Consider the following 26,767-nt stretch of genomic DNA (forward strand, 5'->3'; position numbering starts at 1 on the left):
GGGTCTGTCCTCAGTCCCAGCTCAGTCCGCCGCGGCGCCAGATGTATGCGTAGGCGACGAACACCGTCAGCATGAACAGCAACATCTCCACCACCGCGAATACCCCGAGTGCTTCGAAGGAAACGGCCCACGGATACAGGAAGACGATCTCGATGTCGAAGACGATGAACAGCATCGCGGTCAGGTAGTACTTCACCGGGAACCGCTGCCCGGTGGTCTCATGGCCCGCGGAGCCGGGCGCCATCGGTTCGATGCCGCACTCGTAGGCCTCGAGCTTGGCCCGGTTGTACCGGCGCGGCCCGATGACCAGCGCAATTCCGACCGAACCCACCGCGAACGCCGCGGCGATCGCGCCCAGTACCAGGATGGGGATGTAGACGTTCATGCGTTCGTCATGCCCTGTGAGGCTCCCTCGTCGAGCTGTCGATGTGAGCTGGCCCACAGCTTAGCTCGGTTAACGGAACGGCCGCCGCATTTTGGCTAGGATCATGATCAGTTTCTGACGTTGCCTACGCTATTAACGACACACCGCCGCCGGCGCGAAGAGTGAACGGCCACAGGCCATTTCGTGCTGGTTAACGCACGGTTTCACCGCTGGGGAGACAGCACCGCCACCACGGCCTCACCGAGCCGGATCGGGTCGATCGGGTGGGGCACCGCGGCCTCCGCGCGTGACCAGGACGCCAGCCAGGCGTCATCCGCACGGCCCGTGAGCACCACGATCGGCGGGCAGTTCGCGACCTCGTCCTTGAGCTGCTTGGCGAGCCCCATCCCACCGGCGGGCGTGGCCTCGCCGTCGAGGATCGCCAAGTCGATCCCGCCGGCGTCGACGGAACTCACCACGACGGGCGCTGTCGCCACGTCGAGATACGTCAGGTCGGGCAGGTCCGGGTGGATGCGCCGTCCCAGCGCCGTGCGCACCTGGTCACGGGTGTTCGGGTTGTCGCTGTACACCAGGATCTTGAGCGCGGAGTCGGCCACGTGCTCAGGCTACGACAGTCCGGTGATCAGGTAGGTCGGGTTCGGTTACTCGTCCGCATAACCGGGGTGGGCAACGTCCAGCCGATGCCGCACGAGTGCCCGCAGCACGGGCTCGAGTTCCGGACCGCGGTCGTCGAAATCCCCGTCGCGTATCGCGCGCGCCAGGGCCTGCTCGTCGTCGAATCCCAGCAGGCCGGGCTCCGCGCCGTGCTGCGACAGCTCGCGTTCGACGATCCGCAGCGCGTTCGCGGCGACGCGGGCGTGGAAGTTCACCGCGCCATCGGTCGCCGCGCGGACCTCGGTCTCCAGGAACTCGGCCACCGCGGCGACCAGTTCGGTGGCGGTCGGACGGTAGTGGCTCACCGGTCCTCCAAGAGTTCGAGAAGGTCCCATTCGGTTTCGCACACCCGCCGGCCGATGGTGGCCAACTCGACCGACCGGGTCTGCCCGGACAGGTGGCGCTGCGCCTGATACCGGCAGATGATGCCCCAGCGCAAGGTGGCGGATACCAGCCACCAGTGAAAGGTTCTGCGGTCCAGGGTGATTCCGCTGGTGCGCTGGTAGGCAGTCAGGAAGTTCTCGATACTGCCCAGGCCGCCGGCGTCGAGCGCTCGCGGCGCTCCGAAGCGCCAGGCCCGAATGCAGAACCAGGCCAGGTCTTCAGCGCGCGAGCCCAGGTGGGTGAGCTCCCAATCCAGCACCGCCGCCAGCCGGTTGCCGTCGACGATGAGGTTGCCCATCCGGAAGTCGCCGTGAACCAGCACCGCATCGCCGGCGTCCGACGGCTGGTTGCGCGCCAACCAGCGGAAGGCCCACTCGAAAATGGCTGTGGTGTCGCCGATCTCATCGAGTTCGCGTCGCCATGAACTCAGTTGGTCCTCGCGCGACAGCCCGATACCGGTGGGGTCGGCGCGATGGATGGCCGCCAGTGCTTCGGCGCATTGCCCGAGAAGGGTGGCGCGGCCGTCGTCATCGAGTGTTCGCTGGATCTTGCGGACGATGGTCTCGCCGGGCACGAAGTCGCACACCAGGAACGGATTGCCCAGGGCCTCAGGCGAGTTGCTCGCTGCCAGCACGCGGGGAACCGGCGCGCCCGCGGCCGCCGCCCGGGACAGTGCGGCGGCCTCGAGTTCCATGCCGGCGTGGATTTCGTCGGGCGGTCCGACCCGCAGGATCAACGCGCGGGCCCCGGTGGCGGTGCGCGCGTCGAAAGCCCACGTCGCACGGCTGGCGCCGCCGGTCAGCTCCCGCAGGTTCTCGACGCTGACATCGCCGAGCCCGGGTTCGAGCGTCGCGGCGAGGGCTCGGGCCAATTCCGGAGCGTCGATCACTTGCGCCCGAACTTCAGCATCCGCTGCGCCACCCGGCGAATCTGAATCTCTTCCGCCCCTTCGGTGATCCGGTAGCGGCGATGGTGCCGGTAGATGTGCTCGAACGGCTCGTGCCGGCTGTAGCCGATGCCGCCGTGAATCTGCATGGCGCGGTCGGCAGCCTCACACACCAGTCTGTTGGCGCGGTAGTTGGCCATCGAGACCTTGTCGGAGACCTCCATGTGGTGATCGCGATCGAGGTGCCACGCGGCGTAATACACCAGCAGCCGGACCATCTGCGCCTCGGTCTGCAGCTCGGCCAGCGGCCACTGCACGGCCTGGTTCACCGCCAGGGGTTTACCGAACACCACGCGCTCGCCGGCGTACTGCGCGGCCCGGTCGATGCAGTACTGCGCGGCGCCCAGACTGCTGGCGGCCTGACGGATGCGGTTCTCGTGCAGGAACGTCTGGCCGACCTCCAAGCCATGGTCCACCTCGCCGAGCACCGCATCGTCCGGCACCCGAACATCTTTCAGTTCCACCTCGCCGTGATCGCTCGGCATGTTGAACGTCCACCAGTAGTACGGCACGGTGAATCCCGGGGTGTCGGTGGGGACCAGGAACGCGGTGATGCCGACCGCTTGCCCGGGTTCCCCCGACGTGCGGGCGAAGATCAGGTCGTGGGTGGCGCGGTGCACGCCGGTGTTCCAGCGCTTGCGGCCGTTGATGATCCACCCGTCACCGTCCCGGACCGCGGTGGTCTCCAGCCAGGTGGCGTCGCTGCCGTGGTCGGGTTCGGTGAGCCCGAACGCCATTGACCGCTCACCGGTGATCATGGCCTCGACCCATTCGGCTTGCTGCGCGGGGGTGCCGAACCGGCTCATCATGATGACCTGGGGGAAGTTGCCGACGATCGACGACTCGTCCTGCAGGTCGTTGTGCAGGCCGAGGCCCTTGTGCGCCAGGTGTTCCCGGATGACGGCCATGTCCAGATTGGTGCCGTCACGGCCACCGAACGCGCTCGGCAGGCCGTACCGCAGCCAGCCGGCCGCGTCGGCGCGGCGGCGCATCTCGTCGAGCAGATCCTCCCATTCCCTCGTGGGCACCCCGCCGTTCTCGAGGTCCGTACGGGCGAACTCCCGGCGGCGGTCGAAGTACTGCAGGTTCTCCTGTTCCAGCGGTTTGATCTCCGCCTCGATGAAGGCGTCCATGTCGGCCAGCAGGCCCGGAAGGTGTTCCGGTAGAGCGAAATCCACGTTGATCTCTTTCTTCGGTCAGAAGCCGTACAGGGTTTTCTTCCAGATGGTCGACAGGGTCGTGATGGCGTCCTCGTCGCTGATCTGCAGCCCGGAGCCCGGGCTGCCGACCACCACGACGGTGAAGTTCTCGAACAGCAGCGAAATCGCCGCGGCGATGTGTTCGGGGTCGAGGCGTTGCCCCGGATGGATGCCCTGGGCATACCCCTGTTCCTGGGCGTGGCGGACCGAGTCGGCGACCAGGTCCATCCCGAAGCGACGGAACTCGTTCTGCACCTTGGCGAATCGCGGCTGCGTGGCGCCCAGTTGGGCGACCGCGATCATGATGCCGATGTTCTGCTTGAAAAGGTTCCAGTACCCCGTCACCACGGTGGTGAAGTACTCGGTGTCCTCGGGGGACTCGGGCAGCGGCACGCCCATCCCCGAAGGGGTGACGATGTCGTGCAGGAACGACTCGGCCAGGCCGGCGAGGAGGTCTTCCTTGTCGTCGAAGTAGCGGTAGAACACCGCCGACGACTTGCCGGCCGCCGACGTGATGTCCGCCAGTGTGGTGCCATGAAAGCCCCGCTCGGCGAACAGCTTCCGTGCCGCCAGTTCGATGGCCTCGCGGGTCTGTCGGCCCTTGGCGGTCAGCGTCTCGGCCGGCATGCTCAGCCCAGCAGCCGGTCGCCGGCGCGCAGCAGGGCGCTGGGCAGCTCGTGGCCGACGACGCGCTGCGCCACCATGGCCGCGTCGATCGCCAGGTCCAGGTCGATGCCGGTGTCGATGTCGCTGTCCCGCAACAGATAGACCAGGTCTTCGGTCGCGATGTTGCCGGTCGCGCCGGGTGCGAACGGGCAGCCACCCAGGCCACCCACCGATGCGTCGAGCCGCGTCACACCGGCCTGCACGGCGGCGTAGGCGCTGGCCAGGCCGGAGCCGCGTGTGTTGTGGAAATGCGCGCCGAGCGGCAGGTCTCCGATGACCGGGCGGACGCGGCTGATCAGGTCGCTGACGCGCCGCGGGGTGGTGGTGCCGATGGTGTCGGCGATGGCCACCCGATCCGCGCCGAATTCCCGTGCTGCCGCGGCGATCTCGACCACCCGGCCCGGGTCGGTCGGTCCGTCGAAAGGGCAGTCCCAGGCGGTGGCGATGATGACCTCGGCGCTGGCGCCGCTGTCGTGGGCCAGTTTCACAATGTCGGAGATCAGGGTCGTGGACTCGGCCGTCGAGCGCCCCACGTTCGCCTGGCTGTGCCCGTCCGCGGCGGACACCACGTATTCCAGCGACCGCATGCCCGCCGCGAGCGCACGACCGGCGCCGCCGGCTCCCGCCACGAGCGCGGAGAACTCGACATCGGGAAATGCCCCCAGCGCCGCGGCCAATTCGGCGGCATCGGCCAGTGCGGGCACCTTGGACGGCGAGACGAACGCGGTCGCCTCGACCTCGCGCACGCCGGTGGCCACGATGGCCGCGAGCAGTTCCAGCTTGGCGGACAACGGAATCGGGTCTTCGAGTTGCAGGCCGTCGCGCAGGCAGACCTCGCGGACGGTGACGTGGGCCGGCAGGTCGGTCACAACACACCCTCCTCGCGCAGCGCCGCCAACTGCTCGGCATCGAGACCGAGGAGCCGGCCGAACACCTCCTCGTTGTCCTGACCTGGCCGCGCCGAGCCACCGTTGCGGATGGTGCCGGGCGTGTCCGAGAGCACCGGGACGACGCCGGGGCCCTTCACGTTGCGTTGCACGCGTTCGTCCCAGTGGTCGGCGATCATGTTGCGCGCCAGCAGTTGTGGGTCATTCACCACCTCGGCGACGGTGTTGATGGGCCCGCTGATCACGCCGGCCTCCGACAGCGTGGCGATGATGTCGTGGGGCTCACGCTGCGCTGCCCAGTCGCCGATGATCTTGTCGAGTTCGTCCTGGTTGCGGCCCCGCGCCAGATGGTCGGCGAATCGCTCGTCCGTCGCCAGCTCGGGCCGGTCCATGGCCTGACAGAGCCGACGGAACACCGTGTCCTGGTTGGCCGCGATCACCACCCAGCTGCCGTTCGCGCTCTGGTAGATGTTCGACGGTGCGATACCTTCGAGCCGGGTACCCGACGGTCCGCGCACCACGCCGCCGACGTCGTAGTCCGGAATGGTGGATTCCTGGATGGCCAAACAACTTTCGGTGAGTGCCGTATCCACGACCTGCCCCTCACCCGTGACGCTGCGCCGGTACAGCGCGGCGAGCGCGCCCTGCGCGGCGAACATGCCCGCGAGGCTGTCGCCTAGCGACAACGCGAGTCGTGGCGGGGGACCGCCGGGGAAACCGTTCATGTGCCGCAGCCCGCTTGCCGCCTCGGCCACCGATGCGTAGCCGGCCTTCCCGGCGTCCGGGCCCGTCTGGCCGTAGCCCGACACCCGGACCAGGATGATGCCCCGATTATGTTCGCGCAGAACGTCGTAACCCAGGTTCCATTTCTCGAGGGTGCCCGGCCGGAAGTTCTCCACGATCACATCGGACTGCTCGACGAGGTCGAGGAAAAGTTCCCGGCCCTGCTCGGTGCGCAGGTCCAGTGTCACTGCCTTCTTGTTGCGTGCGTGGACCGTCCAGAAGAACCGGTGTCCGTCGAGTTCGGCCTGGCCCCAGGTGCGCAGCGGATCGGGGGCGGACGGCAATTCGATCTTGAGGACCTCGGCGCCCATGTCGCCCAGCAGCCGGCCGGCGAACGGCCCGGAGATCAGGGTGCCGAGTTCGAGCACCCGGATGCCGTCGAGTGCCCCTGTGGTGCTCATGCGGAAAAGCCTCGCTGGTGCAGCCAGTCCGTGCAGATGCCGACGGCCTGCCCCAGGGTGCCGCGCTGATCCGGTCCGGAGTAGTAGTGGTTGGCGCCGGGGATCTCGTGCATCTCTTTGTCCGGATGCCCGATCGCCTCGAACAGCCGCCGCGTGTGGCTGGGCGTGCAGGCGTCGTCGGCGAGGTTGCCGATCACCAGTGTCGGCACCGCGATGTCCGGACCCGCCTTCACGGCGTCACCGTTGGCGTCGTCGTAACTCCACTGCGACAGCCAGCTGCGCAAGGTACAGAATCGGGCCAGGCCGACGGGGCTCATGTTCACCACTCGAGGATCCCCCAGATAGCACTGTCCCGGGGTGCGTTCGTTGGGATCGACCGTCGGGTCGAGCCAGCGCGGGTCGGCCATGGTGCCGTGCACGACGAACGCGAACTCGTCATCAGGACGTCCCGCGGCCTTGAGCTCGGCGAGCTTTTCCTTGACCCACTTGGTGATTCGCCGGTTCCGGGCAACCTGTGCCTCGTGGTACCGGCGCAGGAACTCGGGAGAGTACGGCGGTTGATTGGGGTTGTCCGGGTTGTAGAGATCAAGTTCCGGATCGCGCTTCGACGGGTCGTTCTCGTCGAGGATCGAGGCGTCCATCCACTCGGTCATGGTGCCGTGGCGACTGATGTGGGCGGCCAGCAGCATGAGACCGTCCGCCGGGATCAGGCCCAGTTTGGTCAGGTCGGGCCCGTCCCCGGACGGACTGGCCGTCACCGTCGGGTGTTGCGCCTGCTGCTGGTAGAACACCGACAGTGAGCCACCGCCACTCCACCCGGCGAGGACGACCTTCGCGTAGCCCAGCCGGTTCTTGGCGTCCTTGATGCACTCGCCGAGATCCTCGACCACCTTCTCCATCAGCAACGCCGAGTCGGTGCCGCGGAAGCGGCTGTTGCAGTAGATGACATGGTGGCCGGCGCGGGCGAGGGCGTTGATCATCGGCAGGTAGGCACCGCCCCCGATGGGATGCATGAACACCAGCACGGTGTCACTGGGCTTGGCTTTCGGCTTCAGCAGGTAGCTTTCCAGCACCACCAACTCCGCCACGCCGCCGTACACATCACGGACCGCCGAGTTGTTCTGGTACGCAACCAGATACGGGATGCGCTCGTAGTCGTGCTTGACGGGTGCTTCAACGGTCATCAGTGCTGCCCCAGATCATTGGCGAGGATTTCGGCGGATGGTGTCAGACGTCGGCGCGTGTCGATGGCGATCACCGACCAGTCGACGCGGTCGTATTGGTCGAACTTGCGGCGGGCGCGCTCCCGCGCCGCTTCCGGTGCGCCGTGGTGAACACCTTGGGGCGCATGGGAAATCAGGCCCGGCGGCATCGGGATGCCGTACAGCGAGCCGGAGTGGAAGAACGCGATCTCGTCGTAGTCGACGTTGCGGTGGTACCAGGGGGTGCGCTCGGTCCCTGGGACGCTCTCGGCCGGCTTGGGCAGGAAGTTCATCACGTAGACGCCGGTCGCCTGCATGAACAGGTGCACCGTCGGTGGCAGATGCACGCTCTCGGACGTGATGACGGTGTAGTCCTCGATGTTGAAGGTGAACGGGAAGTTGTCACCCCGCCAGCCCTCCACATCGAGCGGATTGTGTTGGTAGATGAGAGAGGTGGTCCCGACCCCGTCGATCGGGGAGTGGTAGAGACGCACCTCGTACTCTCCGTCTTTTTGCGGGCCGTCGCCAGTTTCAAGCGGCTCGGGCTCGGGGATGGTGACCTGCGCCGGGTCGAACGGGAAGTGCCGTCCCAGCGTCCCGGCGGGCGGCACCCGGAAGTCATCGGTGGCCTGGATCATGAGCCACGTCGACTCGTCATTCGGCACCTGCCGGAACGTGCACGCCTTCGGGATGTAGACCCAGTCGCCCTCGCGGTATTGCAGCGGGCCGAATTCGGTCTCCAGGAGCCCGGAACCCTTGTGCACGAACAGAAGTACGTCGCCGTCGACGTAGCGGACGAAGAACGGCATCTCCGTGTTCCGCCGGCTCAGCAGCACCTGACAGTCGGTGTTGGAGAACAGGAGCAGGGGAGTGCCCGCCGCGTCGGTCGCATCCGAGGGCTTCAGCTCGGAGGACAGCACGTCGGTGGGGCGCAGCGGGCCGACGGTGCGGTACGCGGTCGGATCGTTGCGCCGGTACATGTTTGCGGTGCGGCCGACGAAGCCGCCGCGCCCGAGTTCGTCGTCCTTGAGCCCGTCGAGGTCGGCGTGAACTCGCTTGGGAGTCTTGCCTTTGCGCAGGTGGACGAACGATTCCATGCTTGCTCCTGTATGTGGCTGGAACTAAAAGTGACGTTAGTTTCACTTATGGACGGATGTCAATGACCCGACGGAGATTGGCGCGGCCTAACCGTCCAGGTCGACGCGCACGGTCAGCAGGTTGGTGCCGAATGTGCGTACCCCGAAGCTGTTGAACTGCGGCAATTCGCGAAGTCGCGCGGCCGCGTCATCGTCGGGCACCAGGTGCGCAGTCCCGCTGTGCCACCTGCCACGCAACCGCACCCGAACCCGGGGATCGGCCTGGATGTTGCGGATGTACTGGGACTGCTCACCGAATTCCGAGACGAACCAGAACTGCCCGTCGACGATCTTGCCGCCCAGTGGGGTGCGACGGGGTTCGCCGGACTTGCGCCCGGTGGTCTCGAGCAGCGTCTGGAACGGCAACCGCCGCATGACGGGATTGGCGATCCGCTTCTGGAAGAAGTTGGTGAAAGCGGGCTGTGGGTTTGGCATCTGGCTATTTCACACCCTCGTGTTCATCAGATCATCGACGTCCGCGGGATCTTCATCCCGAGTGTGAGTGCGCCGGCCAGCTCCCGGCTGGTGTCGTAATCGAAGACGACGTGTCCGGCCAACACGTCGACGTCGCGCTTGAAGCGCTGCATCGGGCTGGACAGGAAATGGATGCTCGCTCCGCCGGCGCCCATGAGGTCGCCGATCACCGCCCGTGATTCGGCGACGATGTGGGCGGCCGCCAGCCGGGCCTGCGCCCGCACGGGCTTCTCGACGGCGTCGCCGGCGACGACCATCTCCTCGATCTCGCCGACGGTGTCGGCGAGCAGCGCGCGCAGTGACCGCAACCGCACCTGCGCTCCGGCCAAGTGCGCCTGGGCAATCGGCTTGTCCTTCTGCATGACGCCCTCGTAGGGCAGCACCCGCTCGGCCAACCGTTGCGCGTAGTTCTCGGCGACGCGTTCGGCGCTGCCCAGGGCGGGCATGGCGGCGAGCAGCGCCAGCGCCGGCACCATCGGCCAGCGGTAGGTGGCGCTGTCGTGCAGTCCGGCGCCGGGGGCGGTGCCGGCGTAGATGTCGGTCACCTTGACCAGTCGGTGCTCGGGCACGAAGACGTCCGTGGCGACGACGTCGTTGGATCCGGTGGCCCGCATCCCGTCGGTGTGCCAGACGTCCACGACGGTGACGGCATCGATCGGCAGGAGTGCGAGGGCGGGGTAGATACCGTCATCCGGCCCGCAGAGCGCGGCGACGATGATCCAGTTGCCGTGCATCACCCCGGTGGCCCAGGACCAGCGCCCGGACAACCGGACGCCGCCGTCGACCGGCAGCCCCCTGCCGGTCGGGGCCAGCGGTGCCGGCGCCAGGAAGGGGCGGCTGTCGAACGCCTCCTGCTGGGCCTGCTCGCCGAACAGCGCCAGCATCCAGTTGTGCAGCGCCAGGAATCCGATGGTCCAGGCGCTCGAGGTGCAGCCGTGGGCGAGGCGGCGCACCGGATCGAGGATGTCGGGGAACGGCGCCTCCTGCCCGCCGAAACGTGCGGGGACCAGAAGCTCGGTGAATCCGGACGCGATCAGGTCGCTCACGGTGTCGTCGGGAAGGCGTCGGAGTTTTTCGGCCTCGGCGGCGCGTTCGCCGAGCGCGGTTACGAACCCATCAGTGATGCCGGCCTGCGTACTCAACATGAGCCGGACCGTACCATACCTTTTGGTATGGAGGTCAGGTGGCAAGCATCAGGTCGAGGAATCGTTCGCTGCGGGCGGCCAGCCGCGGATGCGGGGAGTCGCCGGAGAGGTGCAGGAACCCGATGCCGACAGCGAAGGTGGCGTCAGCCCGCAGCTCCGCCTCGTCGGCGTCGAAGCCGTAATCCTCGAACGCGCGCCGGACCGCGGCGAGAATGCGCCGGTCCGCGGCGCGCACACTGTCGGCGACGGCCTCATCCGACCGCGCCCACTCCCGCATGGCCCGTTCCAGCGTCCAGTGCCGGGGGCTGACCAGCGAGTTCATCATCTGGATCAGCCGGTCCCGCGGTGGCAGGGATCCGATTTCCTCGATCTGGCTGCGGTCGGCGTCGCGGAGCTCGCCCCAGCCCTGGATGAGGGCGGTCCGGTAGCCGGCGATGTTGGCGAAATGCCAGTAGAAGCTGCCTTTTGTGACGTTCAACCGAGCACACAAGCGATCGATCTTGAGCGCCTTCAGGCCTTCTTCCGCCAGGATCGCGTAGCCGGCCGCGCGCCAGTCGTCGATACCCAACCGGCTGCCCGGCCGGGTGTCCGGCAGGTCGTCGACATCGTTCCGATCGCTCGCCACAGACGGCAGCCTACGGCCGGATGAACGGCCCCAGCAGCGCCACCGGGTTGGTAGCTGAACGATACGAAGTCCGCAACAACCTGGTCTCAAGCGCGATTCGGGGGTTCCTCGGCGTGTCAGGTGCGTGTTTTACTGCCCACAGACAACTGAATCATTCGGTGTGTTCAGTTCCCGTACCAGGCTGAGCCACCGCACGCGGCTGCGGGCATCGCGGCCGTGCCACCAACGCCATCCGATCGCGTGGAGTGGGCACTTTACCCGGTACCCGACACTGAAATGGGATTGTGAATGTTCGTTGACAAGATTCGCGGCCGTTGGGCACGCAGGATCGCCGGCGCCGTTTCCGCCGCCGTCCTGCTCCCCGGCCTCATCGGACTTGCCGGCCAGACAGCGACCGCCGGCGCGTTCTCGCGCCCCGGCCTGCCGGTCGAATACCTCCAGGTCCCGTCGGCTGCGATGGGACGCGACATCAAGGTCCAGTTCCAGAGCGGTGGTAACGGGTCACCCGCGGTGTACCTGCTCGACGGCCTGCGCGCGCAGGACGACTACAACGGCTGGGACATCAACACCGCCGCGTTCGAGTGGTACCTCGGTTCCGGTCTGTCGATCGTCATGCCGGTCGGTGGCCAGTCCAGCTTCTACACCGACTGGTACAAGCCGGCGTGTGGCAAGGCGGGCTGCTCCACCTACAAGTGGGAGACGTTCCTGACCTCGGAGTTGCCGCAGTGGCTGCAGGCCAACCGCGAGGTCAAGCCGACCGGCAGCGCCGCCGTCGGCCTCTCGATGGCCGGCTCGTCGTCCATGACCCTGGCGATCTGGCACCCCGAGCAGTTCATCTACGCCGGTTCGATGTCGGGCTTCTTGAACCCGTCCGAGGGCTGGTGGCCGTTCCTGATCAACGTCTCGATGGGTGACGCCGGTGGCTACAAGGCCGACGACATGTGGGGCTCGACGGGCGACCCGAACAACGCCTGGCAGCGCAACGACCCGATGGTCAACATCCCGCGGCTCGTCGCCAACAACACCCGCCTGTGGGTCTACTGCGGTAACGGCAACCCCAGCGAGCTCGGTGGTGACAACGTGCCGGCCAAGTTCCTCGAGGGCCTGACCATCCGCACCAACCGCACCTTCCAGGACAACTACCTGGCCGCGGGCGGCAACAACGGCGTGTTCAACTTCCCCGACAGCGGCACCCACGACTGGGGCTACTGGGGCCAGCAGCTGCAGGCCATGAAGCCTGACCTGCAGCGTGTGCTGGGCGCGAACCCGTCCTCGTAAACCACGACAGCAAAAGGCCCCGGGAGGCAATCCCGGGGCCTTTTGTCTGTCACGGTGCTACCGGAGCACGGTCACTTGAGCTGTGCCGACGACAGGCCCAGCAAGCGTCGCGCCACGACGAGCTGCTGAATCTGCTGCGTGCCCTCGAAGATGTCGAGAATCTTCGAGTCGCGGGCCCACTTCTCCAGCAGAGTCTGCTCGGAATAGCCTGTGGTACCGGCCAATTCGACGGCCTTGAGGGTGACGTCGGTACCCATGCGCCCGGCCTTGGCCTTGCTCATGGACGCTTCCTTCGAGTTCGGGATCTTGTTGTCGGCCTGCCAGGCGGCGCGCAGCGACAGCAGGTACGCAGCCTCCCAGTCGGATTCCATGCGCAGGAACTCGGCAGCCGGTGCGCTCTGGGCGTGGGCCGGCTTGTCGTACGAGATCTCGATGCCCGCGTCGGTCAGGATCGCCCGCAGCTCCTCCAGGGCGGCACGGCCCACGCCGATCGCCATGGCGGCCACCATCGGACGGGTGTTGTCGAAGGTCTCCATGACCCCGCCAAAGCCCTTGTCCACCTTGACCTCCGGATCACCGAGGAGGTAATCCTTCGGGACCCGGCAGTTGTCGAAGCGGATGACCGCGGTGTCGGAGGCCTTGATGCCCAGCTTGTGCTCCAGGCGCTCGACGATGACGCCGGGGTGCTCGCGCGGCACGACGAACGACTTGATGGCGGCCCGGCCGAGCGACTTGTCGACCGTCGCCCACACCACGATGTGGGTGGCGCGCGAACCGGCGGTGACGAAGATCTTCTCGCCGTTGATGACGTACTCGTCGCCGTCGAGCACGGCGGTGGTGGTGACCGCCGCGGAGTCCGAGCCAAAGCTCGGCTCGGTGATGGCCATGGCGGCCCACACCTTGCCCCACTTGGACAGCTGTTCCTTGGTGGCGACCGCGGAGATGGCGGCGTTGCCCAGGCCCTGGTAGGGCACGGTCAGCAACAGGGCGACGTCGCCCCAGCTGACCTCGAGCGCGTTCAGCAGCGCAGACATGTTGGCGCCGTTGACGTTTGCGTGCTTGCTCTTGGACTCGTTCGCCGAGAAGCCGGCACCGGCCACCGAGACGGTGTTCGACTCCTGAACGCCTTCGAACAGGCTGGCCAGGGTGTCGAGCTCCGACGGGTAGGCGTGCTCGGCGAGGTCGTACTTACGGGAGATCGGGCGGAGCATCTCGGCGGCGCCCTGGTGTCCCTTTTCCGCAACAGCCTTCAGCTTGCGAGGCAGTTCCAAATTGATTGCCATGATTGGTCTTTCGGGTGAGTGGGAAGAGTTCGGCGGTTGGGCGACTACAGGACGACAACACCCTCGGCGACACCGAGTGCCCGCAGATCGCGGTACCAGCGCTCAACCGGGTGTTCCTTGGTGTAGCCGTGGCCACCGAGCAGCTGCACGCCGTCGAGGCCGATCTGCATGCCCTTGTCGGCGGCGAACCGCTTGGCCAGCGCGCCTTCCCGCAGGAAGGTCATGCCCTGCTCGGCGCGCGACGCACCGCGCCAGACGATCAGGCGCAGGCCGTCCAGTTCGATGGCGATGTTGGCGCACATGAACGCCACCGCCTGGCGGTTGGCGATCGGCTCACCGAACGCCTCGCGCTCCTTGACGTAGGGCACGACGTAGTCGAGCACCGCGTGCGAGGTGCCGACTGCCAGTGCGGCCCAACCCAATCGGGACAGCGCGATGGCTTCGGAGTAGTCGTTGTCGGTCGCTTCGTCCTCGCCGAGGCGGTTGGCCAGCGGGACTGCGACGTTGTTCAGCTCGATCTTGCCCAGGGCCGCGGCGCGGATACCCATGCTCGGGTCGGCCGTGATCGAGAGGCCTTCGGAGTTGGACTCGACGATGAACAGCGCCGGCTTGCCGTCGAGCTGCGCGCCGATGATGAACAGCTCGGCGTCGGCGGCGGCCGGGACCAGCGACTTGACGCCGTTGAGGCGGTAACCGCTGGGGGTGCGGACCGCGGTGGTCCGCAGCGCGGTCGGGTCGAACAGCGCGTGCGGTTCGGCGATCGCGACACAGGCCTGCGGCACGTTCTCGCCGGCGAACGACGGGAGGTACGTGGCCTGCTGACCGGCGCTGCCCCAACGGGTCAGGGCCGACGCCACGCCGCCGGGCGCCAGGATCGGCAGGGCCAGACCCATGTCGCCGTACGCGAGGGCCTCGGCGACCAGTGCCGTGGTGACGGTGTTCTGGGAGGCGGCGATGCCGTCGAACTCCTCGGGCACGTTGATGGCCGTGATGCCGAGTTCGGCGGACTTGGCGATCAGGTCGGCCGGGTAGGTCGCGGCGGCGTCGGCGTCATGCGCGGCCGGCCGCAGGATCTCCTCCGAGAATTCGCGGACGGTCTCGACGATCATCTGCTGGTCTTCGTCCGGGTTCAGGTCGAAGTAGTCCGAGCCGCCCGGCTTCAGGCGGGTCGGGGCGCCGTTGATCCCGGGAATGCGCTTGAACGTCCGGCCCGCGGCGCCGGCGGTGGAGAACGCCGTCTTGATGCCGTACTTCAGGCCGCGGTTCATGGGATCCCGCAGGTTGTACTTGTCCAGGAACTCCTGGCCGACAAAAGGTGTGATCAGCGCCAGACCGATGTCGGTCGCTGTCCGCTTGTGTCGCTGGAGTCCGATGGCGCTCTCCGGGCCCTTGCGCACGGGGCGCTGGGCGGAGCCGGCTTTTGTGCCGTTCTGAGGAAGGGTGTTGGTCATTTCGACAGCCTCGCGTCGTTGGGGCAGTGCGCTATGACCGTATCTTACTCCGGAGTAAGGTACGACGCTCGTGTTATCAACTTCACATTTGAAGACCCTGCGGCCAATGCACGAAAACCCGCGCCGAACGCGGGTTTTCGTGCACAGATTCCGGAATCAGGAGAGGGCGGCGAGCACTTTTTCGTGCAGCAAGCCGTTGGTCGCGACCGCGCTGCCGCCGTGCGGCCCGGGTTCGCCGGCCAGGTTGGTGAACGACCCGCCGGCTTCCCGGATGACGACGTCCAGCGCGGCCAGATCCCAGAGCTTGACCTCCGGCTCGACGGCGATGTCGACCGCACCTTCGGCCAGGAGGCAGTACGACCAGAAGTCGCCGTACGCCCGCACCCGCCACACGGCGTCGGTCAGTGCGACGAACGCGTCGCGCCGGTCCTCCCAGCCGGTGGTCAGATCCGAGTAGGACAGGCTCGCCGCGTCCAGTGCGTCGACGCCGGACACCGAGATGGGCCTCGTCTGCCCACCGAAGGAACTGAACGCGCCTTCGCCGGTGCCGGCCCACCATCGGCGTCCGAGGGCCGGGGCACTGACCACACCGACGACCGGCACGCCGTCCTCGAGCAGGGCGATCAACGTCGCCCACACCGGCACGCCGCGGACGAAGTTCTTGGTGCCGTCGATCGGGTCGATGACCCACTGTCGGCCCGCGAAAACCGCTGTGCCCCCGTACTCTTCGCCCAGCAGCGCATCGCCCGGCCGGGCCGCAGACAGCGTCTCGCGCAGCACCTGTTCCACGGACTGGTCGGCATCGGTCACCGGGGTCAGATCCGGCTTGGTCTCGATGCGCAGATCCAGCGCGCCGAAGCGGTCCAGCGTCACGGCATCGGCCTGATCGGCCAGGGCCAAGGCCAAAGTGACGTCGTCTCGGCGGGACGCGCAATCCGCTGCGCTACTTGCTTGGGTGGCACTCATGAGTGCAGTCCTACCATGAGTACGTGTGGGAATTCGTCGTGCTCATTGTCTTGCTCGGAGCGCTCGTACTGCTGGCCGCCCCATGGCTGCGGCGGACGCGGAGCGGGGAGAGCGGGACGTTGTTGATCACCGGCGTCAGTCCCCGCCCCGATGCCACGGGGGAGCAGTTCGTCACCGTCGCCGGGGTCATCAACGGCCCCAGTGTCAATGAGCACGAGGTCTACGGCCGGATCGCCATCGATGTGGCCGAGTGGCCCGCGGTGGGCCAGTTGGTGCCCGTCGTCTACTCACCCAAGAATCCCGACAACTGGAACTTCGCGCCGCACGCTCCGCAGGCGTAGTCGCGCGGCCTGTCGGCCGTTCACCCACCCCGATTCCGGCGTTTGCTCAGCACCCTCCGAAATTTCCGGCGATCGGGCCATTTTGGCTATTTTCCTGTGCTAATAGATCTCCTGTGCGAATAGCCAGCTATCGCATCGAGCTTGCTGAGCCGTCGGCGCGCAGCGCTCGGATTCGACCGTCGGACACAGTCTTTCCGAAAGAAGGGGACCAAAACGCAACATGGCCAAAACTCAGATGTCGTCGAGCGGTGGAGCCATCAGGATGATCGGGGTGGGCCTGGCGGCGGGCGGATTGATGCTCCTCGCGCCGGCCGGCCTGGCATCGGCCGACGGCGGGCCGCTTGACGGGTTGGGTGGCGCGCTGACCAACGAGGTCGGTTTTGCCCAGCACTTCACCACCCACAACATCGGGGGACTCGAGGGCATCGCCGCGATCAACACCGGCGGACTGCAGGCCGGCGTGGGGTCGCTGAGCTCGGGCGTGCTGTCGGGGTCGACGGCCACGTCGTCCCTGCTCAATTCAGGTGGCAACCTGACGACATTCGCGGTGCAGGGCATCCTGCGGCCCGGCCACTAGCCGGCCCGGGGCGGCGGCACGGAAGGCGCGCGGCGGGTCAGCCGTGCGCCACCCGCAGCATGTGGGCCACATCTGTCAGCTTCACCCGCGGGCGGTTCTGGCCCTCGCCGGTTGACCGCTCGTGCGCGTCGATCAGGCGCCAGTGGTCATTGGTGACCAACGCGGGCTGGCGGGACAGGAACCACGCCGCCAGGTCCTCGGTGTGGGTGGGGCCGAAGTCGGCCAGCTCGGCGCCGCAGATGTCCTCGATCAGGGTGTTGACCGTGTCCTGCGAGTCCTTCTTGTTGCTGCCGATCACGCCCGACGGCCCGCGCTTGATCCAGCCGACGACGTACTCGTTGCGGCTGCCCTCGACCCGGCCCTCGGTGTGCGGGATGGTCGCGGCGCGCTCGTCGAACGGCAGGCCCGCGGTCGGGACGCCGCGGTAACCGACGGCACGCACCACCAGCTGGGCCGGCAGTTCCTCGCGATGACCACTGTCCTTGGCGACGATCCGGCCGCCGTCGTCGACCAACTCGTTGTGGCCCAACACGATTGACTCGACGCGATCGGTGCCCTTGATCTCGATCGGCGACGTCTGGAACTTGAACACGATGCGGCGCTCGCGCCCGAGGGCCCCGCGTTCGGCGTAGCTGCGCAGAATCTTGATGTTCTGCCGCACGGTCTTGCCGGCCGCTTCCAGGTCCGCGTCGGTGATGCCGTCGACATCGGCGGGGTCGACGATCACGTCGACGTCGGCCATGGCCGCCAGGTCACCGAGCTCGCGCAGTTCCAGCGTCGTGAACGGGGCCTGCAGCGGGCCACGGCGGCCGATGATCACGACCTCGCGGACGCCGCGGGCGCCGAGGGCCGTCAGCGCGTGGTCGGCGATGTCGGTGACCGCCAGCTCGGCGGGATCGCTGACGAGGATGCGGGCCACGTCCAGCGCCACGTTGCCGTTGCCGACGACCACGGCCCGGTCCTTCGTGACATCGGGGTTCATGGCCGCGAAATGCGGATGCGCGTTGTACCAGCCGACGAAGTCGACGGCCGCCACGCTGCCTTCCAGCTCCTCACCCGGGATCCCGAGCGGCCGGTCGGACTGAGCGCCGATGGCGTAGATGACCGCGTCGTACCGCTCCGAGAGCTCGGTGGCCTGCACGTGCTCACCGACGGTGACGTTGCCGAAGAAGCGGAACCGGGGGTCGTCGGCGATCTTGTCGAACTGCGCCGTCACCGTCTTGATCTTCGGATGATCCGGAGCCACGCCGGAGCGCACCAGACCCCAGGGGGTGGGCAGCATCTCGAGCATGTCGATGCGCAGGTCGACCGGATCATCGGTTGCGGCCTTGGCATCGGCGAATTTCAACAGTGACGCGGCAGCGAAAAACCCTGACGGGCCGGATCCGACAACCGCCACATGGTAAGGGCGCATATGTATGGTTTGCCTTCTTGTTCTGCTCAGTGCGCGCAAGGGGCTGTCGCGACGCGGCCGAGCGGGCCTACAGGGCGATGCTAAACCGGTCTAAGCGATCAGGGCTTGCAATGTGAAAGTCCGTCTCACTGGTCGGTACCCTCATCCTTTGTGGACCTCGACCGTCAAGCCGACATTGCCGCCCTCGACAGCACTCTGACGACTGTGGAGCGGGTGCTCGACGTCGAAGGTCTGCGCGCGCGAATCGCCAAACTCGAAGACGAGGCATCCGACCCCAAGCTGTGGGACGACCAGGCCAACGCCCAGAAAGTGACCAGCAGCCTGTCGCACGCACAGGGTGAGCTGCGCCGGGTCGAGGAGCTGCGTGGACGGGTCGAGGACCTGCCCGTGCTCTACGAGCTGGCCGAGGAAGAAGAGGGCGTGGCCAAGTCCGACGCCATCGCCGACGCCGACGCCGAATTGGCCAAGCTGCGTGAGGACATCGAGGCGCTCGAGGTTCGAACGCTCCTGTCGGGGGAATACGACGAGCGGGAAGCTGTCGTCACCATCCGCTCCGGCGCCGGTGGCGTCGACGCTGCCGACTGGGCCGAGATGTTGATGCGCATGTACATCCGCTGGGCCGAGAAGCACGGGTATCCGGTCGAGGTTTTCGACACGTCGTACGCAGAGGAGGCGGGCATCAAGAGCGCGACGTTCGCGGTGCACACGCCTTTCGCGTACGGCACGCTGTCGGTCGAACAGGGCACGCACCGGCTCGTGCGAATCAGCCCCTTTGACAACCAGAGTCGGCGCCAGACGTCGTTCGCCGACGTCGAGGTGCTGCCGGTCGTCGAGACCGCCGACTCCATCGACATCCCCGAAGGCGACGTCCGGGTCGACGTCTACCGGTCCAGCGGCCCGGGCGGTCAGTCTGTGAACACCACCGACTCGGCGGTCCGGCTGACGCACATCCCGACGGGCATCGTCGTGACCTGTCAGAACGAGAAATCGCAGCTGCAGAACAAGGTTTCCGCGATGCGAGTGCTCAGCGCCAAGCTGCTGGAACGCAAGCGCCAGGAAGAGCGCGCCGAGATGGATGCGCTCAAGGGCGACGGCGGCAGCTCCTGGGGCAATCAGATGCGCTCGTACGTGCTGCACCCCTACCAGATGGTCAAAGACCTGCGCACCGAGTTCGAGGTCGGCAACCCGGCCGCCGTGCTCGACGGCGACATCGACGGCTTCCTCGAAGCCGGGATCCGCTGGCGCAACCGAAAAGAAGATGACTAACTTTTTCTCTGACTTTGTCGCGAGCCAACCGCAATCGCTCGGTTGGTGGGCTCAACAGTGGCATGACTTCTGGCGAGGCTCGATCGGCGAGTGGATCATCACCCGCGGGCTGCGCATCGTCATGCTCGTCATCGCGGCGATGCTCATCGCGCGGTTCGTCGGCTGGCTGACGCACCGGATCACCGCCCGCATCGATGAGCGTTTTCAGGAGAGCGACGCGCTGGTCCGGTCGGAGACCACCAAACACCGGCAGGCCGTCGCCTCGGTGATCTCGTGGGTGACGATCGCGCTGGTGTCGGTCATCGTGCTGGTCGACGTCATCGGAATCCTCGGCATACCCATCGGTTCACTGGTCGCGCCCGCCGCCGTGCTGGGCGCCGCGCTGGGTTTCGGCGCGCAGCGCATCGTGCAGGACCTGCTGGCCGGGTTCTTCATCATCACCGAGAAGCAGTACGGCTTCGGTGACCTGGTGGCGCTCACCGTCACCGGCATCACCGTGCCGGCCGAGGGCACCGTCGAGGACGTCACGCTGCGCGTCACCAAGCTGCGCTCCAGCGACGGCGAGGTGTACACGATCCCGAACGGCCAGATCGCCAAGACAGTCAACCTGTCGAAGGACTGGGCCCGCGCGGTGGTGGACATTCCGGTGCCCACGACGGCGGACCTGGGCAAGGTCAACGACGTGCTGGGCCGGGTGTGCGAACGCGCGATGGAGGACCGCCAGCTGCGCACACTGCTGCTCGACAAGCCCCAGTTGATGGGTGTGGAGAGCATCGAGCTGGACACCGTGAACCTGCGCATGGTGGCGCGGACGCTGCCCGGCAAGCAGTTCGAGGTCGGCCGGCGACTGCGCGTGATGGTCGTCTCCGCGTTCGGCCGGGCCGGCATCGAGAGTCCTGCCGACCACGAGCCTGAAGTGGAGGCCATGGTGCATCCCGCCACGGTCGGCGGCGCCGAGGACAAGACCCAGGGGCCGGGGGACGAGCAGTGATGAACGCGTTGTCCCGGATCGCGGTCAAACGTGCTGACCGCGCCTGGCCCGCTTACATCCTGGGCCGGGTCCGGACGTCCACGGTCGGCTTGATCGTGGCCTTCTTCGTGGCGTACTGGCTGCACCAGACCTACGCGCCGCCGCCACCTCCGCCGCCACCGCAGCCCGCGGTGGTGCCGCCGGGTTTCGTACCCAACCCCGAGTACACCTGGGTGCCGCGTACCGACGTGAACACCCGACCGAAGACGACGTACCGGCCGACGCCGACGGAGACGGAGACCACCGAGACGTCGACGACGACCACCACGACCACGACGTCGAGCACGCCGACCACGACCACGACGACGGCGCCGCCCACCACGACGGTCATCACCCCGGCGCCGGGCCTGCCGCCGATCACGCTGCCAGTGCTGCCCGGCATGGCGCCGGCACCGACTCCGGCCCCCGCACCGTCGCCGCCACCGGGACCGCTCCCGGCCGCAGCGCCCGCTGATGGCCCGGTCACGACCACCATCATTTCGCCCGGCGCGGCACCCGCGCCGAGCTAGCGGCATCAGCCTCAGCCGTCACACCTCAGCGTCCGACTACACTGGCGTGCCGTGATGATCACCCTCGACCACGTGAGCAAGAACTACAAGTCTTCGGCACGCCCAGCCCTGGACAATGTGTCGCTCAAGATTGACAAGGGTGAGTTCGTCTTTCTCATCGGTCCGTCCGGTTCCGGGAAGTCGACGTTCATGCGTCTACTGCTCGGTGCCGAGGTGCCGACCTCGGGTGACATCCGCGTCTCGAAGTTCCACGTCAACAAGCTGCCCAGCCGGCACATCCCGAGCCTGCGCCAGGTGCTCGGCTGCGTGTTCCAGGATTTCCGGCTGCTGCAGCAGAAGACGGTGTTCGAGAACGTGGCGTTCGCGCTCGAGGTGATCGGCAAGCGCCCGGACACCATCAACCGCATCGTGCCCGATGTGCTGGAGATGGTGGGCTTGTCGGGCAAGGCCAACCGGCTGCCCGGTGAGTTGTCCGGTGGCGAGCAGCAGCGGGTCGCGATCGCCCGGGCCTTCGTCAACCGGCCGCTGGTGCTCCTGGCGGACGAACCCACCGGCAACTTGGACCCCGAGACGAGCAACGACATCATGGACCTGCTGGAGCGGATCAACCGCACCGGTACGACGGTCGTGATGGCCACCCACGACCATCACATCGTCGACTCGATGCGTCAGCGCGTCATCGAACTCGAACTCGGCCGCCTCATCCGTGATGAGCAGAGCGGCGTCTACGGAATGGATCGCTAAGTGCGCTTCGGCTTTCTCGTCAATGAAGTCCTGACTGGATTTCGTCGCAACGTCACCATGACGGTCGCCATGATCCTGACGACCGCCATCTCCATCGGCTTGTTCGGTGGTGGTCTGCTGATCGTCCGCCTGGCCGACCAGTCCAAGCAGATCTACCTGGACCGCGTGGAGAGCCAGGTCTTCCTGACCGACGACATCTCGTCCAATGACCCCAACTGTGACGCCGACCCGTGCAAGTCGCTGCGCAAGCTGATCGACGACCGCAAGGACGTCAAGTCGGTGCGGTACATGAACCGCGACCAGGCGTATGACGACGCCGTCCGCCGGATTCCGGCGTTCAAGGACTATGCGAGCAAGAAGGCGTTCCCGGCGTCGTTCGTCGTCAAGCTCGACAATCCCGAGCAGCACAAGGGATTTGAGGATGCGTTGCGCGGACGTCCCGGTGTGCGTCAGGTGACCGACCAGAAGGAACTGGTCGACCGCCTCTTCGGCATTCTCGACGGCATCAGTGCCACCGCCTTCGCCGTGGCGCTCGTTCAGGCAATCGCCGCGACCCTGTTGATCGCCAACACGGTGTTGATCGCCGCACGTACCCGCAGCACCGAGATCAGCATCATGAGGCTGGTCGGTGCCACGCGCTGGTACACGCAACTGCCGTTCTTCGTCGAAGCGGTGCTCGCGGCACTGGTTGGTGTGGTGCTTGCCGTCGTCGGGTTGATCATCGTCCGGGCGATGTTCCTCGAGGACGTGCTCAACCAGTTCTATCAAGCGGGCTTGATCGCCAAGGTCGACTACGCCGATGTCCTCGTCTATTGCGCGCCGCTGATGTTGTTGCTGGGGCTCGGCATGGCCGGCATCACCGCATACGTCACGCTACGCGCGTACATCCGGCGGTAGCGATGGCGAAGAAGAAGGACGACAAGGACAAGTCGGGTAACAACTCCGTCGTCGCGACCAACCGCAAAGCGCGACACAACTATTCGATCATCGATACCTACGAGGCGGGGATCGCGCTGGTCGGCACCGAGGTGAAGAGCCTGCGCGAGGGCCTGGCATCGCTGGCCGACGCGTTCGCCACCGTCGATGACGGCGAGGTGTGGCTGCGCAACCTGCACATCGCCGAGTACCACCACGGCACCTGGACCAACCATGCGCCGCGACGCAACCGAAAGCTGTTGTTGCACCGCAAGCAGATCGACATGCTGGTCGGCAAGCTGCGGGACGGCAACTTCACGCTGGTGCCGCTGAAGCTGTACTTCTCCGACGGCCGGGTCAAGGTCGAATTGGCGCTGGCCCGCGGTAAGGAAGCGCACGACAAGCGCCAGGACATCGCCAAGCGCGATGCGCAGCGCGAGATCACCCGTGAGATGGGCCGCCGCTTCAAGGGCAAGATCTGACCGGGGTTCTGCTCGCGCTGCTGTCGGCGCTGGGCTACGGCATCAGCGATTTCGTCGGTGGTATCGCGGCACGGCGCGTCGCGGCACTGCGGGTGGTGCTGGTGTCATACCCCATCGCCGGGGTACTGCTGACGGTGATGGCATGCGTTGTCGGTGGCCAGGTTTCGTCGAACGCGGTGCTCTTGGGTGTGTCGTGCGGCGTGCTGCAGGCGTTCGGAATCTGGTGGTTCTACGCCGCGTTGGGTTCCGGACCGATATCCGTCGTCTCGCCGTTGACCGCGATCCTGGTGTCGGCAGGGCCGATTGCCGTCGGCGTCGCCATGGGGGAGCGGCCCAGCGGGCTGGCGATCGCCGGGATCGCGCTGGCGTTGGTCGCCGTCGCGCTGGTGAGCGCGCAGGCCACCGATGAGGACGAGACGCCGCACCGATTCACGGCCAAGGTCGCCTGGCTGACCGTCGGCTCTGGATTGACCTTCGGGCTCAGCTTCGCCGTGATCCATCAGGTGCCGCACGACGCGAAGCTCTGGCCGCTGGTGTTCGCCCGCTTCGCGGCCACCGCGGTCGTGATGATCGCCGCGGTGGTGACCCGCAATTTCGCACTGCCGGCCGGACTTCCGCTGAAGCTCGCCCTCATCGCGGCGGGACTCGACGTCATCGCGAACGTCGCGATGCTGCTGGCGCTGCAGGCCTCGATGCTGTCGTTGGCGAGTGTGCTGATCTCGCTCTATCCCGCGGCGACCGTCGCCCTGGCCATGGTGGTGCTCAAAGAGCGTGTACGGGCCTGGCAAGCCGTCGGCATGGTTTTGGCGTTGGGCTCGGTCGCGATGATCGCCGCGGGATAGCCGGCAGCACTAGAGCTGATTGATCCGGATCAGGTTGCCGGACGGGTCGCGAAATGCGCAGTCACGCACGCCATAATCCTGGTCGGTCGGTTCCTGCAGCACGTCGGCGCCGGCGGCCTCGAGGCGCGCGAACAGCGCGTCCAGGTCATCGGTGGCCAAGGTGACGGCGCCGTAGGAACCCTTGGCGATGAGCTCCAGGATGGTGCGACGCTCGTCGTCGGTGATGCCAGGGTCGGCGGCCGGCGGGTGCAGCACGATCGACGTGCCCGGCTGTCCGGGCGGGCCGACGGTGATCCACCGCATGTCTTGGTAGCCAACGTCTTTGCGCACCTCGAAGCCGAGATCGTCGCGGTAGAACTTCAGCGCGGCCTCGGCGTCGGTGTGGGGCAGGAATGCGTAGTGAATGGAGATGTCCATGCCCGTCACGGTAGTGGCGGTCAGTGCGGCGGTGCTTCTTGATTCCTGACCGGTCTGGTGACCTGCCGGGCCAGGCAGGCGGGAATGCCGTCGGCCGCCTGTGAATGGTCGCGGCGGTACACACTCGGCGCCACCCCGACCAGTTCGGTGAACCGCGTACTGAACGTGCCCAGCGATGAAAAGCCAACGGCGAAACAGACATCGGTCACGCTGAGGTCGCCGCGACGCAGCAGCGTCATGGCCCGCTCGATGCGCCGCGTCATCAGATACGAGTAGGGCGATTCCCCGTAGATGCGCCGGAACTCGCGGCTGAGGTGACCGGCCGACATGTGCGCGCCACGGGCCAGGTCTTCGACATTGAGCGGCTTGGCGTACTCCCGGTCGATCCGGTCCCGCACCTTGCGGATCACCGTGATGTCCCGCAGGCGCTGTGCCTCGGCCCGGTCGTCCCCCATATGGCCATCGTCGCATGACCAACGATTGGGATGCTTGCGCGATTCGCCTTCCGGGGCCGTCCGGCCGTCGTACGGTCAGCCGGTGAGCAGCTCAACGCGACCCGTGACCGTCCTGGAGAAGTCCGACGTCTTGCCCGCCCTCTTCGGGGTATGGGACGACATCGACAAACTGCTGGCCACCATCTCCGAGGCGGAGCTGCTGACCACACAGACCGAGTTGCCCGGCTGGCACGTCCGCGATGTCGTCGCGCACATCATCGGCACCGAGCTCATGCTCAAGGGTGAAGCGGTGCCCGAAGCCGACATCGACGTCTCCGAGTTGGACCACGTGCACAACCCCATCGGCGTGATGAACGAGTGCTGGACCCGGTCGATGGCTGCGCTCTCGAGCACCGAGCTGTTGGAGAAGTTCCGCGCCGTCACCGACGACCGGCGGGCCATGCTGACGGCGATGTCGGACGAGGAGTGGAACACCCCGACGATGACACCGGCCGGCCAGGACAGCGTCGGTCGCTTCATGCGGATCCGGACGTTCGACTCGTGGATGCATGAGCAGGACATCCGCGAGTCTGTCGCGCGGCCCGCACCGGATGCGGCGTTGCAGAAGCCGGAAGCGCAGCTGTCCCTCGACGAGATCGAGACGATGATGGGCTTCGTCGTGGCCAAGCGCGGGGGAGCGCCCGACGGATCGCGGGTCGCGATCGAGCTGACCGGACCCATGGCGCGCACCATTCGGGTCGCGGTCGACGGCCGCGCCGCGGTGGTGCCCGACTTCGGCGGCGCCGAGCCGACCACGGTGATCCGGATGGACGGCTGGCAGTTCACGCGGCTGTGTGGCGGACGTCCGCTTGGCGCGGTGCGGCCGGTCGCCATCGAGTTCGAGGGTGACGCCGAGGTCGGCCGGCGGATCGTCGAGAACCTCGGTTACGTCATCTGACCTGGTCTGACGGCGGCACCGGATACTCGGTGGACGTTGTCGGTGCGGCCGGTATGATGGAGTGTCCTGCCGAAAGTCGGCGGGGGTGCGAGGGGCTGAACGGTTTCGACTTCGCGCATCGAATCAAGGGAAGCGTGCCGGTGCAGGCAAGAGACCACCGTAAGCGTCGTTGTAACCAATTAAGCGCCGATTCTCATCAGCGCGACTACGCCCTCGCTGCCTAAGTAGCGACCGCGTGTCTGTCAGACCGGGAGCGCCCTCGGCCCGGACCCTGGCATCGACTAGAGGGACCCACCCACGGGGCCGGTCGCGGGGCCCGTGGGGACATCAAACAGCGACTGGGATCGTCATCTCGGCTTGTTCGCGTGACCGGGAGATCCAAGTAGAGGCATAGCGAACTGCGCACGGAGAAGTCTTGAGGGAATGCCGTAGGACCCGGGTTCAATTCCCGGCAGCTCCACAAGAAAGGCCCGGCTCGGAAACGAGCCGGGCCTTTTCGTTTGATCGCCTTGTTTGGTCTGCCCCACACGCCCCCGGGCTCAGACGTTACGGATGTCCGCTTTGAGCAGGTGGGGTTCGGTGTCGGTGTCGTCGATGCCGAAGCTGATGATGCGGCGCGGGGTAATGCGGATGATCGCGGAATCGAGGGCATCTCCCGCGGGGCCATGCTGCCCTGACGCTGTCACGGCCTGTTCTGCAGTGCCGCGAATCTCCAGGCAACGCACGCGCCACGGGTCGCGAGAGGCGATGTCGTCGACGACGAACGCCACCTTGTCGTGGTGGGCGAGGTTGCGGAACTTCTGACTCTTGGCCATGTTGTAGCCCGAGATGTCGATGGTGCCGAGTTCCTCGTTGTAGGTGAAGCCCACGGGGCTGACCTGCGGTGTGCCGTCGGGCTGGATCGTGGCGAGTCGCCCGAGGTCTGCCGCCTTCATGAATTCGATTTCGTGTGGTTTGAAGGACATGTAATCCA

Annotated in this window: 31 protein-coding genes and 1 other RNA gene; 12 read left to right on the plus strand and 20 right to left on the minus strand. The window is 66.8% G+C overall.

Annotation, left to right across the window (positions count from 1 at the left end):
* Positions 1 to 10: 10 nt before the first annotated feature.
* The 13 genes from BR47_RS0111100 to BR47_RS0111160 all read right to left on the minus strand — a co-directional run bounded on the left by BR47_RS0111100 (position 11) and on the right by BR47_RS0111160 (position 10,887).
* Positions 11 to 385 carry an NADH-quinone oxidoreductase subunit A gene (locus BR47_RS0111100; protein ID WP_029119554.1) on the minus strand — a complete coding sequence of 125 codons (375 nt, stop codon included), beginning with the start codon at positions 383 to 385 and terminating at the stop codon, positions 11 to 13.
* 203 nt (positions 386 to 588) lie between these two features.
* The gene (locus BR47_RS0111105; protein ID WP_029119555.1) at positions 589 to 981 is read right to left on the minus strand and encodes an Rv3143 family two-component system response regulator; all 393 of its coding nucleotides are present in this window, start codon (positions 979 to 981) and stop codon (positions 589 to 591) included.
* Between the two features lie 45 nt (positions 982 to 1,026).
* On the minus strand, positions 1,027 to 1,374 hold the full coding sequence (locus BR47_RS33745) for a DUF6285 domain-containing protein (protein WP_036427107.1): 348 nt from the start codon (positions 1,372 to 1,374) through the stop codon (positions 1,027 to 1,029).
* Positions 1,341 to 2,312, minus strand: a complete 972-nt coding sequence (locus tag BR47_RS0111115; RefSeq protein ID WP_029119557.1) for a phosphotransferase family protein — start codon at positions 2,310 to 2,312, stop codon at positions 1,341 to 1,343. The genes BR47_RS33745 and BR47_RS0111115 overlap by 34 nt, the downstream gene beginning before the upstream one ends.
* The gene (locus BR47_RS0111120) at positions 2,309 to 3,547 is read right to left on the minus strand and encodes an acyl-CoA dehydrogenase family protein (protein ID WP_029119558.1); all 1,239 of its coding nucleotides are present in this window, start codon (positions 3,545 to 3,547) and stop codon (positions 2,309 to 2,311) included. The genes BR47_RS0111115 and BR47_RS0111120 overlap by 4 nt, the downstream gene beginning before the upstream one ends.
* An 18-nt stretch (positions 3,548 to 3,565) precedes the next feature.
* A complete protein-coding gene (locus BR47_RS0111125; protein ID WP_020102705.1) occupies positions 3,566 to 4,195 on the minus strand; it encodes a TetR/AcrR family transcriptional regulator in 630 nt (209 codons plus the stop codon).
* Between the two features lie 2 nt (positions 4,196 to 4,197).
* The gene (locus BR47_RS0111130) at positions 4,198 to 5,103 is read right to left on the minus strand and encodes a hydroxymethylglutaryl-CoA lyase (protein ID WP_029119559.1); all 906 of its coding nucleotides are present in this window, start codon (positions 5,101 to 5,103) and stop codon (positions 4,198 to 4,200) included.
* Positions 5,100 to 6,305, minus strand: a complete 1,206-nt coding sequence (locus tag BR47_RS0111135) for a CaiB/BaiF CoA transferase family protein (RefSeq protein WP_020102703.1) — start codon at positions 6,303 to 6,305, stop codon at positions 5,100 to 5,102. The genes BR47_RS0111130 and BR47_RS0111135 overlap by 4 nt, the downstream gene beginning before the upstream one ends.
* The gene (locus tag BR47_RS0111140) at positions 6,302 to 7,489 is read right to left on the minus strand and encodes an alpha/beta hydrolase (protein WP_036427109.1); all 1,188 of its coding nucleotides are present in this window, start codon (positions 7,487 to 7,489) and stop codon (positions 6,302 to 6,304) included. The genes BR47_RS0111135 and BR47_RS0111140 overlap by 4 nt, the downstream gene beginning before the upstream one ends.
* Positions 7,489 to 8,604 (minus strand): homogentisate 1,2-dioxygenase, encoded by a 1,116-nt coding sequence (locus tag BR47_RS0111145; RefSeq protein ID WP_029119561.1) that lies wholly within the window; start codon positions 8,602 to 8,604, stop codon positions 7,489 to 7,491. The genes BR47_RS0111140 and BR47_RS0111145 overlap by 1 nt, the downstream gene beginning before the upstream one ends.
* 87 nt (positions 8,605 to 8,691) lie before the next feature.
* Positions 8,692 to 9,078 (minus strand): nitroreductase/quinone reductase family protein, encoded by a 387-nt coding sequence (locus BR47_RS0111150; RefSeq protein ID WP_020102700.1) that lies wholly within the window; start codon positions 9,076 to 9,078, stop codon positions 8,692 to 8,694.
* Between the two features lie 26 nt (positions 9,079 to 9,104).
* The gene (locus tag BR47_RS0111155) at positions 9,105 to 10,262 is read right to left on the minus strand and encodes an acyl-CoA dehydrogenase family protein (RefSeq protein WP_029119562.1); all 1,158 of its coding nucleotides are present in this window, start codon (positions 10,260 to 10,262) and stop codon (positions 9,105 to 9,107) included.
* A gap of 34 nt (positions 10,263 to 10,296) precedes the next feature.
* Positions 10,297 to 10,887 carry a TetR/AcrR family transcriptional regulator gene (locus BR47_RS0111160; RefSeq protein ID WP_051634745.1) on the minus strand — a complete coding sequence of 197 codons (591 nt, stop codon included), beginning with the start codon at positions 10,885 to 10,887 and terminating at the stop codon, positions 10,297 to 10,299.
* A 288-nt stretch (positions 10,888 to 11,175) separates the two neighbouring features.
* On the opposite strand from BR47_RS0111160, the gene BR47_RS0111165 reads away from it, so the two are divergent.
* Positions 11,176 to 12,165: an esterase family protein gene (locus BR47_RS0111165; protein WP_029119564.1), complete on the plus strand. Its 990-nt coding sequence runs from the start codon at positions 11,176 to 11,178 to the stop codon at positions 12,163 to 12,165.
* A 71-nt stretch (positions 12,166 to 12,236) separates the two neighbouring features.
* Here BR47_RS0111165 and BR47_RS0111170 read toward each other — a convergent pair whose 3' ends face one another.
* The 3 genes from BR47_RS0111170 to hisN form a co-directional block, all read right to left on the minus strand.
* Entirely contained in the window at positions 12,237 to 13,448 is a 1,212-nt protein-coding gene (locus BR47_RS0111170; protein ID WP_020102696.1) for an acyl-CoA dehydrogenase family protein, read from the minus strand.
* Positions 13,449 to 13,492: 44 nt separating this feature from the next.
* Positions 13,493 to 14,899 carry an acyl-CoA dehydrogenase family protein gene (locus BR47_RS0111175; RefSeq protein ID WP_029119565.1) on the minus strand — a complete coding sequence of 469 codons (1,407 nt, stop codon included), beginning with the start codon at positions 14,897 to 14,899 and terminating at the stop codon, positions 13,493 to 13,495.
* A 156-nt stretch (positions 14,900 to 15,055) separates the two neighbouring features.
* A complete protein-coding gene (hisN, locus tag BR47_RS0111180) occupies positions 15,056 to 15,865 on the minus strand; it encodes a histidinol-phosphatase (protein WP_051128545.1) in 810 nt (269 codons plus the stop codon).
* Positions 15,866 to 15,909: 44 nt separating this feature from the next.
* Here hisN and BR47_RS0111185 point away from each other — a divergent pair, with 44 nt between their 5' ends.
* Both BR47_RS0111185 and BR47_RS0111190 read left to right on the plus strand, forming a co-directional pair.
* Positions 15,910 to 16,206, plus strand: a complete 297-nt coding sequence (locus tag BR47_RS0111185; RefSeq protein WP_371824577.1) for a hypothetical protein — start codon at positions 15,910 to 15,912, stop codon at positions 16,204 to 16,206.
* A gap of 220 nt (positions 16,207 to 16,426) precedes the next feature.
* The gene (locus BR47_RS0111190) at positions 16,427 to 16,783 is read left to right on the plus strand and encodes a hypothetical protein (protein WP_138158454.1); all 357 of its coding nucleotides are present in this window, start codon (positions 16,427 to 16,429) and stop codon (positions 16,781 to 16,783) included.
* Between the two features lie 37 nt (positions 16,784 to 16,820).
* On the opposite strand, the gene BR47_RS0111195 is transcribed toward BR47_RS0111190, so the two are convergent.
* Positions 16,821 to 18,197 carry an FAD-dependent oxidoreductase gene (locus BR47_RS0111195; protein WP_029119567.1) on the minus strand — a complete coding sequence of 459 codons (1,377 nt, stop codon included), beginning with the start codon at positions 18,195 to 18,197 and terminating at the stop codon, positions 16,821 to 16,823.
* A 150-nt stretch (positions 18,198 to 18,347) separates the two neighbouring features.
* Between BR47_RS0111195 and prfB the strand changes: the two genes are divergently transcribed.
* From prfB to BR47_RS0111230, 7 genes are read left to right on the plus strand one after another with little or no spacing between them, the layout of a single operon-like run.
* Positions 18,348 to 19,463: a peptide chain release factor 2 gene (gene prfB, locus BR47_RS0111200; RefSeq protein WP_029119568.1), complete on the plus strand. Its 1,116-nt coding sequence runs from the start codon at positions 18,348 to 18,350 to the stop codon at positions 19,461 to 19,463.
* A complete protein-coding gene (locus tag BR47_RS0111205; RefSeq protein ID WP_020102689.1) occupies positions 19,456 to 20,454 on the plus strand; it encodes a mechanosensitive ion channel family protein in 999 nt (332 codons plus the stop codon). The genes prfB and BR47_RS0111205 overlap by 8 nt, the downstream gene beginning before the upstream one ends.
* Complete coding sequence (locus tag BR47_RS32565; protein ID WP_081831264.1) at positions 20,454 to 21,002, plus strand: Rv3103c family proline-rich protein; 549 nt, start codon at positions 20,454 to 20,456, stop codon at positions 21,000 to 21,002. The genes BR47_RS0111205 and BR47_RS32565 overlap by 1 nt, the downstream gene beginning before the upstream one ends.
* A gap of 54 nt (positions 21,003 to 21,056) precedes the next feature.
* Positions 21,057 to 21,746 carry a cell division ATP-binding protein FtsE gene (gene ftsE, locus BR47_RS0111215; protein WP_020102687.1) on the plus strand — a complete coding sequence of 230 codons (690 nt, stop codon included), beginning with the start codon at positions 21,057 to 21,059 and terminating at the stop codon, positions 21,744 to 21,746.
* Entirely contained in the window at positions 21,747 to 22,643 is an 897-nt protein-coding gene (ftsX, locus tag BR47_RS0111220; RefSeq protein WP_020102686.1) for a permease-like cell division protein FtsX, read from the plus strand. It abuts the gene before it with no gap.
* Positions 22,644 to 22,645: 2 nt separating this feature from the next.
* Complete coding sequence (gene smpB, locus BR47_RS0111225) at positions 22,646 to 23,143, plus strand: SsrA-binding protein SmpB (protein WP_020102685.1); 498 nt, start codon at positions 22,646 to 22,648, stop codon at positions 23,141 to 23,143.
* The gene (locus BR47_RS0111230; RefSeq protein ID WP_090562393.1) at positions 23,140 to 23,985 is read left to right on the plus strand and encodes an EamA family transporter; all 846 of its coding nucleotides are present in this window, start codon (positions 23,140 to 23,142) and stop codon (positions 23,983 to 23,985) included. Before smpB ends, BR47_RS0111230 begins: the two co-directional genes overlap by 4 nt.
* Positions 23,986 to 23,994: 9 nt before the next feature.
* On the opposite strand, the gene BR47_RS0111235 is transcribed toward BR47_RS0111230, so the two are convergent.
* Both BR47_RS0111235 and BR47_RS0111240 read right to left on the minus strand, forming a co-directional pair.
* On the minus strand, positions 23,995 to 24,402 hold the full coding sequence (locus BR47_RS0111235) for a VOC family protein (RefSeq protein ID WP_029119569.1): 408 nt from the start codon (positions 24,400 to 24,402) through the stop codon (positions 23,995 to 23,997).
* Between the two features lie 20 nt (positions 24,403 to 24,422).
* Entirely contained in the window at positions 24,423 to 24,857 is a 435-nt protein-coding gene (locus tag BR47_RS0111240) for a helix-turn-helix transcriptional regulator (protein WP_029119570.1), read from the minus strand.
* Positions 24,858 to 24,939: 82 nt separating this feature from the next.
* Here BR47_RS0111240 and BR47_RS0111245 point away from each other — a divergent pair, with 82 nt between their 5' ends.
* Positions 24,940 to 25,794, plus strand: coding sequence for a maleylpyruvate isomerase family mycothiol-dependent enzyme (locus tag BR47_RS0111245; RefSeq protein ID WP_029119571.1), 855 nt, complete (start codon positions 24,940 to 24,942; stop codon positions 25,792 to 25,794).
* Positions 25,795 to 25,885: 91 nt separating this feature from the next.
* Positions 25,886 to 26,257: a transfer-messenger RNA gene (ssrA, locus tag BR47_RS32570) on the plus strand.
* A gap of 76 nt (positions 26,258 to 26,333) precedes the next feature.
* Here the strand turns inward: ssrA and BR47_RS0111250 are convergent.
* Positions 26,334 to 26,759, minus strand: a complete 426-nt coding sequence (locus tag BR47_RS0111250) for a PPOX class F420-dependent oxidoreductase (protein WP_029105501.1) — start codon at positions 26,757 to 26,759, stop codon at positions 26,334 to 26,336.
* Positions 26,760 to 26,767 lie beyond the last annotated feature (8 nt).

Origin of the sequence: Mycobacterium sp. UNC410CL29Cvi84 (assembly GCF_000686745.1) — a bacterium.
In the GTDB taxonomy this organism is placed as follows: domain Bacteria; phylum Actinomycetota; class Actinomycetes; order Mycobacteriales; family Mycobacteriaceae; genus Mycobacterium; species Mycobacterium mucogenicum_B.

Coding starts and splice junctions, on each gene's coding strand:
- BR47_RS0111100 (WP_029119554.1), bottom strand. CDS start 385: ATGAACGTCTACATCCCCATCCTGGTACTGGGCGCGATCGCCGCGGCG.
- BR47_RS33745 (WP_036427107.1), bottom strand. CDS start 1,374: ATGGGACCTTCTCGAACTCTTGGAGGACCGGTGAGCCACTACCGTCCG.
- BR47_RS0111125 (WP_020102705.1), bottom strand. CDS start 4,195: ATGCCGGCCGAGACGCTGACCGCCAAGGGCCGACAGACCCGCGAGGCC.
- BR47_RS0111135 (WP_020102703.1), bottom strand. CDS start 6,305: ATGAGCACCACAGGGGCACTCGACGGCATCCGGGTGCTCGAACTCGGC.
- BR47_RS0111140 (WP_036427109.1), bottom strand. CDS start 7,489: ATGACCGTTGAAGCACCCGTCAAGCACGACTACGAGCGCATCCCGTAT.
- BR47_RS0111145 (WP_029119561.1), bottom strand. CDS start 8,604: ATGGAATCGTTCGTCCACCTGCGCAAAGGCAAGACTCCCAAGCGAGTT.
- BR47_RS0111150 (WP_020102700.1), bottom strand. CDS start 9,078: ATGCCAAACCCACAGCCCGCTTTCACCAACTTCTTCCAGAAGCGGATC.
- BR47_RS0111155 (WP_029119562.1), bottom strand. CDS start 10,262: ATGTTGAGTACGCAGGCCGGCATCACTGATGGGTTCGTAACCGCGCTC.
- BR47_RS0111165 (WP_029119564.1), top strand. CDS start 11,176: ATGTTCGTTGACAAGATTCGCGGCCGTTGGGCACGCAGGATCGCCGGC.
- BR47_RS0111170 (WP_020102696.1), bottom strand. CDS start 13,448: ATGGCAATCAATTTGGAACTGCCTCGCAAGCTGAAGGCTGTTGCGGAA.
- BR47_RS0111175 (WP_029119565.1), bottom strand. CDS start 14,899: ATGACCAACACCCTTCCTCAGAACGGCACAAAAGCCGGCTCCGCCCAG.
- hisN (WP_051128545.1), bottom strand. CDS start 15,865: ATGAGTGCCACCCAAGCAAGTAGCGCAGCGGATTGCGCGTCCCGCCGA.
- BR47_RS0111190 (WP_138158454.1), top strand. CDS start 16,427: ATGGCCAAAACTCAGATGTCGTCGAGCGGTGGAGCCATCAGGATGATC.
- BR47_RS0111195 (WP_029119567.1), bottom strand. CDS start 18,197: ATGCGCCCTTACCATGTGGCGGTTGTCGGATCCGGCCCGTCAGGGTTT.
- BR47_RS0111205 (WP_020102689.1), top strand. CDS start 19,456: ATGACTAACTTTTTCTCTGACTTTGTCGCGAGCCAACCGCAATCGCTC.
- BR47_RS32565 (WP_081831264.1), top strand. CDS start 20,454: ATGAACGCGTTGTCCCGGATCGCGGTCAAACGTGCTGACCGCGCCTGG.
- ftsE (WP_020102687.1), top strand. CDS start 21,057: ATGATCACCCTCGACCACGTGAGCAAGAACTACAAGTCTTCGGCACGC.
- smpB (WP_020102685.1), top strand. CDS start 22,646: ATGGCGAAGAAGAAGGACGACAAGGACAAGTCGGGTAACAACTCCGTC.
- BR47_RS0111235 (WP_029119569.1), bottom strand. CDS start 24,402: ATGGACATCTCCATTCACTACGCATTCCTGCCCCACACCGACGCCGAG.
- BR47_RS0111240 (WP_029119570.1), bottom strand. CDS start 24,857: ATGGGGGACGACCGGGCCGAGGCACAGCGCCTGCGGGACATCACGGTG.
- BR47_RS0111250 (WP_029105501.1), bottom strand. CDS start 26,759: ATGTCCTTCAAACCACACGAAATCGAATTCATGAAGGCGGCAGACCTC.